Origin of the sequence: Microcoleus sp. (assembly GCF_049646505.1) — a bacterium.
In the GTDB taxonomy this organism is placed as follows: Bacteria; Cyanobacteriota; Cyanobacteriia; order Cyanobacteriales; family Microcoleaceae; genus Microcoleus.
In genome coordinates this window covers 1-9,446 of the sequence record NZ_JBARVX010000181.1, presented here as the reverse complement: position 1 = coordinate 9,446, position 9,446 = coordinate 1, and the positions used below count along the sequence as shown (strand labels likewise).

10 protein-coding genes are annotated in these 9,446 nt (G+C 45.7%); 6 read left to right on the top strand and 4 right to left on the bottom strand.

Features of this window, described 5'->3' with window-relative positions:
• Positions 1-162 precede the first annotated feature (162 nt).
• Positions 163-975: an ABC transporter ATP-binding protein gene (locus WBA89_RS10045; RefSeq protein WP_424406125.1), complete on the bottom strand. Its 813-nt coding sequence runs from the start codon at positions 973-975 to the stop codon at positions 163-165.
• 31 nt (positions 976-1,006) lie between these two features.
• Here WBA89_RS10045 and WBA89_RS10040 point away from each other — a divergent pair, with 31 nt between their 5' ends.
• From WBA89_RS10040 to WBA89_RS10025, 4 genes are all read left to right on the top strand, one after another.
• A complete protein-coding gene (locus WBA89_RS10040; protein ID WP_424406123.1) occupies positions 1,007-1,213 on the top strand; it encodes a DUF433 domain-containing protein in 207 nt (68 codons plus the stop codon).
• Positions 1,214-1,255: 42 nt separating this feature from the next.
• Complete coding sequence (locus WBA89_RS10035) at positions 1,256-1,504, top strand: type II toxin-antitoxin system MqsA family antitoxin (protein WP_424406121.1); 249 nt, start codon at positions 1,256-1,258, stop codon at positions 1,502-1,504.
• Between the two features lie 14 nt (positions 1,505-1,518).
• Complete coding sequence (locus tag WBA89_RS10030; RefSeq protein WP_424406127.1) at positions 1,519-2,568, top strand: Uma2 family endonuclease; 1,050 nt, start codon at positions 1,519-1,521, stop codon at positions 2,566-2,568.
• 65 nt (positions 2,569-2,633) lie between these two features.
• On the top strand, positions 2,634-4,502 hold the full coding sequence (locus WBA89_RS10025; protein ID WP_424406119.1) for a tetratricopeptide repeat protein: 1,869 nt from the start codon (positions 2,634-2,636) through the stop codon (positions 4,500-4,502).
• Between the two features lie 149 nt (positions 4,503-4,651).
• Here WBA89_RS10025 and WBA89_RS10020 read toward each other — a convergent pair whose 3' ends face one another.
• Positions 4,652-5,287, bottom strand: a complete 636-nt coding sequence (locus WBA89_RS10020) for a L,D-transpeptidase (RefSeq protein ID WP_424406117.1) — start codon at positions 5,285-5,287, stop codon at positions 4,652-4,654.
• 575 nt (positions 5,288-5,862) lie between these two features.
• On the opposite strand from WBA89_RS10020, the gene WBA89_RS10015 reads away from it, so the two are divergent.
• Entirely contained in the window at positions 5,863-6,369 is a 507-nt protein-coding gene (locus WBA89_RS10015) for an autotransporter (RefSeq protein WP_424406115.1), read from the top strand.
• Positions 6,370-6,473: 104 nt separating this feature from the next.
• Positions 6,474-7,820 carry a PQQ-dependent sugar dehydrogenase gene (locus WBA89_RS10010; protein WP_424406113.1) on the top strand — a complete coding sequence of 449 codons (1,347 nt, stop codon included), beginning with the start codon at positions 6,474-6,476 and terminating at the stop codon, positions 7,818-7,820.
• 131 nt (positions 7,821-7,951) lie between these two features.
• On the opposite strand, the gene WBA89_RS10005 is transcribed toward WBA89_RS10010, so the two are convergent.
• Both WBA89_RS10005 and WBA89_RS10000 read right to left on the bottom strand, forming a co-directional pair.
• Entirely contained in the window at positions 7,952-8,419 is a 468-nt protein-coding gene (locus WBA89_RS10005; RefSeq protein WP_424406111.1) for a DUF6575 domain-containing protein, read from the bottom strand.
• A 657-nt stretch (positions 8,420-9,076) separates the two neighbouring features.
• Positions 9,077-9,446, bottom strand: a 370-nt coding sequence (locus tag WBA89_RS10000; RefSeq protein WP_424406109.1) for a DUF924 family protein, incomplete at its 5' end; no start/stop codon positions are given.

Here is a 9,446-nt window from a genome sequence, read left to right as displayed (position 1 = left end):
CTGTTACTAAACGACGAGGCAGAGCCTCTAGATATCGGTTTCCAGGCAGAGCCTGGGAACCAGTGAATGCCTCGATTTTTTCTGTTACTAAACGACGAGGCAGAGCCTCTAGATATCGGTTCCCAGGCTCTGCCTGGGAACCAGTGAAACCCGTTGAAATTTCTATTTTTCATCTCCTAAATAAGCCTCAATTACAGCAGGATTATTCCTGACAACAGCAGGTTCGCCCAAAGCAATAAGCTGACCAAAATTCAAAACAGCAATGCGATCGCACAATCCCATCACCAGCGGTACGTGATGCTCGATCAATATTACAGTTAAATTGAATTGTTCCCGCACTTCCCGGATAAAATCGCTTAACTTTTGCTTTTCATTGGGATTCATCCCCGCCGCCGGTTCATCTAACAGCAATACTGTCGGTTCTAGGGCTAAGGCGCGGGCAATTTCTAAGCGCCTTTGGTCGCCGTAGGGCAGGTTTTTGGCTGGTTCAGCCGCGCGATCGCCCAAACCGACCAAATCCAACAATTCCAGGGCTTTCCGCTGGGTTTGGCGCTCCATAGCGTTAGATTCTGGTAAGCCGAAAATCCCCGATAGTAGCGATAATACCGGATTTGGCGATCGGCTGTGGATGTGTCGGGCGATCGCCACATTCTCCAACACAGAAAGTTCCCCAAACAACCGAATATTTTGAAATGTTCTGGCAATACCTTTATTCGCAATTTGATAAGGCCGCAATTTAGAAATATTTTCGTCTTGATAAATCAGATTGCCAGCCGAAGCAGGTATCAATCCAGTCATTACATTAAACAAAGTAGTCTTGCCAGCGCCGTTAGGGCCGATCAATCCAAAAATTTCGTGTTTGTGAACTGTGAAAGATACGTCATTTACAGCCACTAAACCGCCAAAGCGGCGAGTTAATCCTTGGGCTTGTAAGACGGGATTGCTGGTTGAGAGAGTAAGAGGTTCGGAAATCACAGACAAATGATAGAATATAATATATCTAATTATGCCTCAAATTATGGATGCTCAAAAACTTTTAGAACGAATCACAGTAAATCCCAAAATATTTAACGGAAAACCGATTATTCGGGGTCGCCGTCTGGCAGTTGAGCATATTCTAGGAATGTTAGCCGCTGGCGACTCTCCAGAAACCATTTTAGAAGGCTATCCTTGGCTAGAAAGAGAAGATATTCAGGCTTGTCTAATGAATTAGGTTGATTGAGAATCCGAAATCCGGGATAATGAGGATAAACTCATGCGAGAAATTCGATGCAATACCTGCGGTAGCAACAGCTATAAGGAACGTAAAATTAATTACCTTTACAGCCATCAAAATAAATACTTGTTAGTTCCTAACACGCCTGTTGAAATTTGTCTAGATTGTGGCATGATTTATTACGATGCAGCAGTTCTTAAAGAAATTGAGCGCCGTTTCTTTGCTATTCACCAGCAGAATGAAATGCCGGATTCATATATTCAAATTCCCAGCAAGAGTTACACGTAAATAAATTTTGGTTGGTGTGGAAAGATACGATTGTCGCCCTAAATTCCCGATTTCCCGATCGCGCGATCGCCATTCGCAGCACTCAGCAGAAATGGAAAACCGCTATAATGTCTGCAATGCCGTACCGCCTCAATCTCCTTCAGCCGTTTCGCCAGGGCAATCTTATGACGATGCACGTACCAGATCCGCAATCTTCCCCAACAAAAGTGCTGCCGACGATGTACGATCTACCCAGTGAAGACCCGGAAGAACCCGGTTTGCCTGACGTATATCACCGGTGGCAAGCACAGCTTTTGTGCGCTAGCTGCATTCCCCCCAATTATCCGCCCGATCGCGTATTTTCTGCCAGCGATCTCAATCTATACTACGACTCCAACCATCTCAATTGGTACAAAAGACCCGATTGGTACTTAGTTGTGGGCGTTTCCAGATTTTATCAAGACAGAGACTTGCGCCAAAGTTATGTGATTTGGGATGAGGTGGTAAGTCCTTTAATTGCGATCGAATTTCTGTCACCCGGTACGGAAGATGAAGATTTGGGGCTGACAGAATCTGCACCAAACAAACCGCCGACTAAGTGGCAGGTTTACGAGAGAATTTTGCAGATTCCCTATTATTTTGTGTTTAGCAAATACAACAACCAATTGAGAGTATTTCGCTTGATCGGCAACCGTTACCGCGAACAATTGTTAACAGGTTCTCGATTCTGGATACCCGAAATACAGTTAAGTTTGGGTTTGTGGGAAGGTGCTTTCCTGCAAAATGAAAGGTTGTGGCTGCGCTGGTACGATATTAATGGGAATTTGATTGCGACTCCTGAAGAATTTGAGAGACAGCGAGCTCAATTGGAAAGCCAACGAGCTGAATTGGAAAGCCAACGAGCTGAATTTGAAAGGCAGCAAGCTGAAATTGAAAGACAGCAAGCTGAATCGGAAAGACAGCGTGCTGAAATTGAAAGACAGCGGGCTGAATCGGAAAGACAACGGGCTGAATCGGAAAAGTATCGGGCAAATCAATTGGCCGATCGCCTGCGAGCAATGGGCATTAATCCAGACGAGCTGTAAAATGAAGTAGCAGCGTGAAATACTGTCTGCTGTCTCAATAAAAACTTATTAACTAAAAATAAATTATGCCAGAATCTACCTCATTGCGCGATCGCTACCTAGCACTGATCGACAGAATTGTCGAAATCACCCTCAAAGGTCAAATTCGCTCTAAAGAACAAGTTTATCAAATGCTGGTGGAAGACATTAGCACCGGCACCGGCGAAATCTTTGAACGCTGTTTTGGCGAACGCCTAGATGCTACCGACAACCTGCTGAGAAACGAAAAAGACGAAATCAAACAAGCCAAGGCAAATCGCAGTCTCAGAGCGCTAAAAACTATCCAAGGAGAATGGGAACGCTGGCAGAAAGATAACCGAGTCGATCGCGAAATCGCATCATCCATCCAACAAATTATTACCGCCGAATCTAACAGTCGCCTCCTCGCCTTATTGCAAGTAATCGATCCCAATAAAGAACATCCGCTGACTCTCGCTCAATTGCAGCAACTGGCAAAATCCCTGCACCAACAAATGCTGCAAACAACTAATCCCGAAACCGAGCGAGATTTGCAGCAAATTACCGCCGGTATTGCCAAAGGTTTAGAATCTTGGCAGCGGTTGGAACCGGAACTCGTCGGTTGGATTTATCAGCCGCAGCAGCTAGGATTTGCTGGCAGTCCCGAACAAAACGGGCCTTGGGCTTTTTGGGCAAAAAAGGTTAACAGTCCGCTTCCTCACGCTCTTTTGCAGACTATTTCAATGGGTGAATCTATTGTTGAACTAGCAGCAAAGCAATCTAATACAGAGTTAGGTGCGCTGGTGGAATTGGCGATTATTTTGCAGTGCTTGCAACGGGCTTTGGCGACATGGTTCGACAAGCAAGTTTACGATTCCAAAGTATCGACAAAAGCTTCAATTTCTACTTACATTACTTTTGCGGTAATTTGGAGCCAGCTAGCCAGCGGGTTTAATAATTCTACTAAGAGCGGGGAGCAGTTGGCTAATGCTTGTTTTCAAGTAACTTTGCAAATTTTGCGGGCTTTTTCTGTGCGGGAATACTTTCCGCTTTACGGGGGGATTTTTGCTTCGTTTGACGGTAAAGCTCTGCGCCATACTTTGGATTATTTAGATGAACCGCTGCGCCGTGTTGAAGGTACTCAAGCGAAAGCTCGGATTCTGACGCTTTTGGGTTATTCGATGCAGGCGGCGGGGGCCTACGAGCGATCGATCTTGCTGCACAAACAATCGCTGGAAATTGCCCGTCAGGAAGGAGACAAAGCTTGCGAAGTTGCCAATCTCAATCACATCAGCCGCAATTATGTTGCTCAGAAAAATTATCAGGAAGCGATTAATTACAGCCAGCGGGCTTTAATTATGGCACGACAAGCGGGAGAGCGGCAAGGTGAGGCAAATGCCTTGGCTAATTTGGGCTACAGCGAAGTGTTTCAGGCGCGGCAGTTGGAGGAGGTGGAACCGGAGGTTTATGAGAGTGCGATCGGCTATTTGGAGCAAGGTTTATTGCTGTCGCAAAAATTGGGCGATCGCCAAAGTCAAGCTTTTTGCTCTAGCAGCCTCGGAATTGCTAAAATTGCTCTGGAAAATCCCGCAGGTGCGATCGAGTATTTGATTGAAGGTTGGCAAGCTGCCCAATTTTCGGGCGATTTGTATTTGCAAGGTCTGAATTTGGCTTATTTGGCTCAAGCTTATTACAGCATAAATGAACTAGAACAAGCGATATTTGCTGGCTGTTTGGGGATGTATACTTTGGAGCAAATTGGGGCGGTGGAGTGGCGGCAATCGGCTGGTTTGCTGACAATATTGCGGGGACAAATGGGGGCGGTCGCTTTTAAAGAATCTTTGGCCAAAAGCCGATCGAAGATCATTCCGGCGATCGGCGTTGATGGCTACGATTACATCCCGGAATTGCTGGAAAAATACCAGCAATCTATTTGATATCAAAATCACTCGGCGGTTGAAACCGCTACTACACAAACGATGTCCGCCTCCGCGGACTAAGAAAATCTTTAGTCCGCGGAGGCGGACTTTGTTTTTGTAGCCGCGATTTCAATCGCCGGGAATTGATATTTTATACTCGATCGCAATTACTTCTCAACAATCACAGACGTACCAACTGCGACTTTCTCAAATAAAGCTTGGGCATCTTTGTCGAACATTCTGACACAACCGTGAGAAGCCGCTCGCCCGATCGAGTCTAGAGTCGGAGTCCCGTGAAAACCGATGACATTCTTGCCATCCGTCCAAAACCCGATCCACCTAGTCCCCAGCGGATTGTCGGGCCCTGCTGGCACAAGTTCTCCCGTCCAAGGATGCTCCCAAACAGGATCTTTAATCATTTGCGTGACTTTAAAGCTGCCCGTGGGAGTTTCCCAGCCCTGTTTCCCCACAGCAACCGGGAAACTCGCTTGCACCTTATTTTTGCGGTAAACATAGACGCGGCGTTCTCGCAATCTCAGCACTAAACGGACTTCCTCAACGGGATTTTCTGCAGCTTTTGGTTCTTGAGGAATATACCGAAACGATTCGCCCAGGGGCGGCAGTTCTGGGGCTTCGAGATTCGGCAATTTTGCCTCGGATTTTGAGCGCTCAGTGGCGGCACTATTGCTTGCATTACTACCAACAGATTGGGCAGTCGCCCGCTGCTGTAGGGCTACAGACAGCGCCGCCGCACTCAAACTCAGCACAATTAATTTGTTAAATAAAAATTTGCTGTTCACCATTTTTTTTTCGCTTCACTCCTCACTAGCAGATCCTACAAAGTTCCTCTCTAATTATCCGCCAACTGCACCCGATATGAAAATTTTTACGAGGGCTTTTTGACTGTAAATGCGCGGCCCAGTTTTTAGCTTCAATTCCACAAATTATAACTTGTAACTTGGTTTTGCTCCTGCAATAAAACGATCTAACTTGACCTCTGGGTAATTTGATTTTTGAGTTGCGGGAGGATGCCGATCGCAAATTGAAACTGTGACGCTGCACCATCCGGCAAGCACATCTGTCTTTTGGCAGAGTTTCCCGTCCACCAGCAACAGTTAGGTGTGAAAAAAACCGCAACGGTCGATCGAACAAACTCAATATATCACGCCTGCACAAAGAGAGATACCAAGCAGTGAACTTGTTATAAATCGGGAACTTTTGATATAAAATTCAGTCCCTAAAAAGTTATTCTATAATCTTTTGTAATATTGTTATAAATTTCCTACTCCGGGGATTAAACTGGATTAGGTGTAGAGGTTGGGATTTTCGCGCTGCGGAAGCAAACCCAACCCTTAATAACAGTTAACGTGAGGTTTCAATGCGTCTTCAGAAGATCAAATTATTGACAGGTGCAACCCTGTCGGTGATAATTTCGGCTGTCTCAGTTCATCCTGCGATGGCTAACCCTGCAACTCAAATAGCCCAAACCCAGACAACCAACACAGCAAACACTCAAACCCTGACCGGTTTTGTCAAAAGTATTGTCGGCGACGTAGTAACAATTAGCCCCGAAAATGCAAGGTACAGGACTCTCAGGATTCAAAAATGCGTCCTGAAAATTATTGGCCTCGTACCGGGAATGAAAGTCAGAGTCTTGGTAGCCGGAGATCAGGTGCAAAATATCGCCGTGATCCCCGACTACAAGGTTGTAGCTACAACGGTTATTCGTCCCGCCACCATAGCACCGCGTCCGGCCCCTGAACCGCCACCAATGCTTCCGGCTCCCGCTCCCCGTCCAATAACCCGTCCGGCTCCAGCTCCGATTATTCCGACTTCCCCTCCACGTCAGACTCCACGTCCGGCTCCTGTGAGAGGACTTTGGTAGAACTAGGTTTTTAGACGGAATTAAGTCACCGCGCGCGGTGGCTTCGCTGTTTAATAGCCGTTAGAATCAAAGAATTGTCGAGCAATTGTGGAGAAATCGCTGCTATGTCTTACCTGCGTTTCCTGTTGCTAATTCTGCTGCTGCCGTTGATTGCGTGCTCACGAGCTACAGATGCCACAGCCACTTCTGTTCCCCAGCCAAGTCCGCTGTCGCAAATTCCCTCCCCTGCACCGCTGACAAATGCTCGGACAAATCAAATTGTACCAACCAAACCGCTTTCCCCGCAGCCGATCGGCATTGTGGCAACATCTTTGCCGCAGCCAGGAGCCACCGAAAGCGCCTCGAAACCTCCACAAGTAATACCGATTCCCCCATCGCCAGTGCTGCGAGTGCCTCCTGGCTTTGTCGTCAACGTTTTTGCTGACAATTTAGACGCTCCCCGATGGCTGGCTTTGACACCAACAGGCGATGTTTTGGTAACAGAAACGCGACAGAATCGGATTACGCTGTTGCGGGATGGTAACGGCGACGGTGTTGCTGAAGTTCGCAAGACTTTTGCTAGCGCCCAAAATAATTTAAATATTCCCTTTGGGATGGCTTTTGCCGATCGCTATTTTTTCCTAGGAAACACCGCCGAAGTCCGCCGGTTTCCCTACACAAAAGGGCAGCAACAATTAACTGGAACAGGGGAAAAAATTGCCGATTTACCGGGCGGCGGCTACAACCAACACTGGACGCGAAACGTTGTCGCTTCCCCAGACAACCGCCAGTTGTTTGTATCAGTTGGTTCCCAGTCTAATGCCAACTCCGAACCGCTGCCGAGGGCCTCTGTGCAAGTAATGAACTTGGACGGCACCAACCAGCAAACATTTGCTTCCGGCTTGCGAAATCCGGTGGGATTGGATTTTCACCCCAAAACTAATCAACTCTACACCACAGTCAACGAACGCGACGGTTTGGGAGATGATTTGGTACCGGATTACTTGACAAGAATTCGTAAAGGCGAGTTTTACGGCTGGCCTTACGCTTATTTTAAGCCGAATTTGCTCGACCCGCGCCACTCCAGAAACGGCAAGAGCGATCGACCTGATTTAGCGGCCAAAACATTGATGCCAGACGTGTTGTTTCAGGCGCACTCGGCAGCTTTGGGACTTCAGTTTTATGACGGAAAAACGTTTCCCAAAAGATTTTCAAACGGGGCATTTGTGGCGTTTCGCGGCAGTTGGAACCGCAACGCAGGAACTGGTTACAAAATTGTGTTTGTACCTTTTAATGCGGCGAGTTCGCGTCCCCAGGGTTATTATGAGGATTTTTTGACTGGTTTTCTCACCGATCCTTCTGGCCCGAAAACTTGGGGGCGGCCTGTTGGTTTGCTGGTTTTACCTGATGGGAGTTTGCTGTTTACTGAGGAAGCGAATAACCGGATTTATCGGGTACAGTATCGCGGGTGAAAAAAGGGCGATCGATTAGATACTGAATTTTCAAGTTTTGCTCGTTACCAGGCTCTGCCTGGTAATGCAGATCCGGAGGCTCTGCCTCCTTCTTTCTTGCAACTTACATGAGAGAAGACTGTAGGAAGTGTTTAAGTTATTAAGTTTTCGATCCTAAGTTGAGATTCACCAGAAATTTCTTGAATAATTAATAACCTATCTGCTTCCGCAGTTTCGCGATTTAAATCCGACAGTTCGTAATAGGAATCTGTTTCTGGCAAGTAGATTGCAGGTAAATTTTCAGGTAGGATTAAATAAGTATTTTTCACCTGTAAATCATTGTCTATATCTAATGAATAGAGAAATCCGTCAACAGGGTTTACCATTAAATCGTGCAATGAAACTTGTCCCTCTATATAAAGCTTGAGAGTTAGTTGTGCAACTCTGAAAACCAACCAGCGATTGTACAAATTATCTACATCGCACCAAGAATAAAGATAGCTATCGCCGTATTCGTTCTCAAAAAGCGATAGCAGCGGGCCGTCGAAATACTCTAAATTGACTATACTTCTGAGAGTGAGAGGAAATTTACTGAGTTTAAATCCTATTAATTGTTCCATATTTTTGTAGCTTATAATAAACAAGATGTTATTACAAATTTTGTGGCTAAATCAGCAGTAGCAAATTCATGTAGGCTCAAGTGACCGTTATCATCTATTTTAGAGACAACTCCATCTGTATTGTCGATCGATCCTGCTGCTATGTGATACCAATTTCATAAAGTAGCGCTAGATATTAACCCCCCCCCAACCCCCCCTTAGTAAGGGGGGGCTAAGACTTCATCTATACCACATATGAAAGAAAAATGGTATGAGTCCCCAGAGAATCGCGCAGTTTTTTTCTTTTTTTTGTTAGTTTTAAATAACGTTTTTCGGCATTTTCCCTGGTATCAAATATTGATAATTTTAGTAGCCGATTTGATTTGAAATTTTAAATGTTAGCCAAAAATCGCTATTTTTTATATCAATTGCAGTCTGTGCTTTTTGTTTTAAAGTCAATGGGTTATTCCTCTTAATATCGTTTCCGGTTGCATCGGAATGATTTAACCACAGAGGCCGCAGAGAACGCAGAGGAAGACAAGAGAGGGATGAATACAGGACGATGAAGCGCGGATTTGATCTGACTCGATTTTACAATTGGGATGCTACAGGATTTGATATAATTATAGCATTTTCTAGTTTTTAGAGCAAATAACCTAAAAGTTTTGCGATCGCGTTTTAAAATCTCGAACCTGGTTGTTTGAGAAATTCTGCTTCTTCGGGGGTTGTTTCGCGTCCGAGAATCTGGTTGCGGTGGGGAAATCTGCCAAAACGTTCGATTATTTTGAAATGCCGAATTGCGAAATCAATGACTGATTCGCTGTCGGGTTCGTCGCTTAGTTGGCGAAAGAGTTCCACAGATTTTTGCTGGTGTTCTAAGTTTTCGCTATGTTCAAAAGGTAGGTAAATAAACCATTTTTGTACTTGCAGCAATTCGCGATCGAAGTTATTGTTAACAGCGTGTTGGGCGGCGGCTAAGGCTTTGCTGTCTGTGGCGAAGGCTTTCGGCGTTTCCCGAAACATATTGCGGGGAAACTGATCGAGGAGT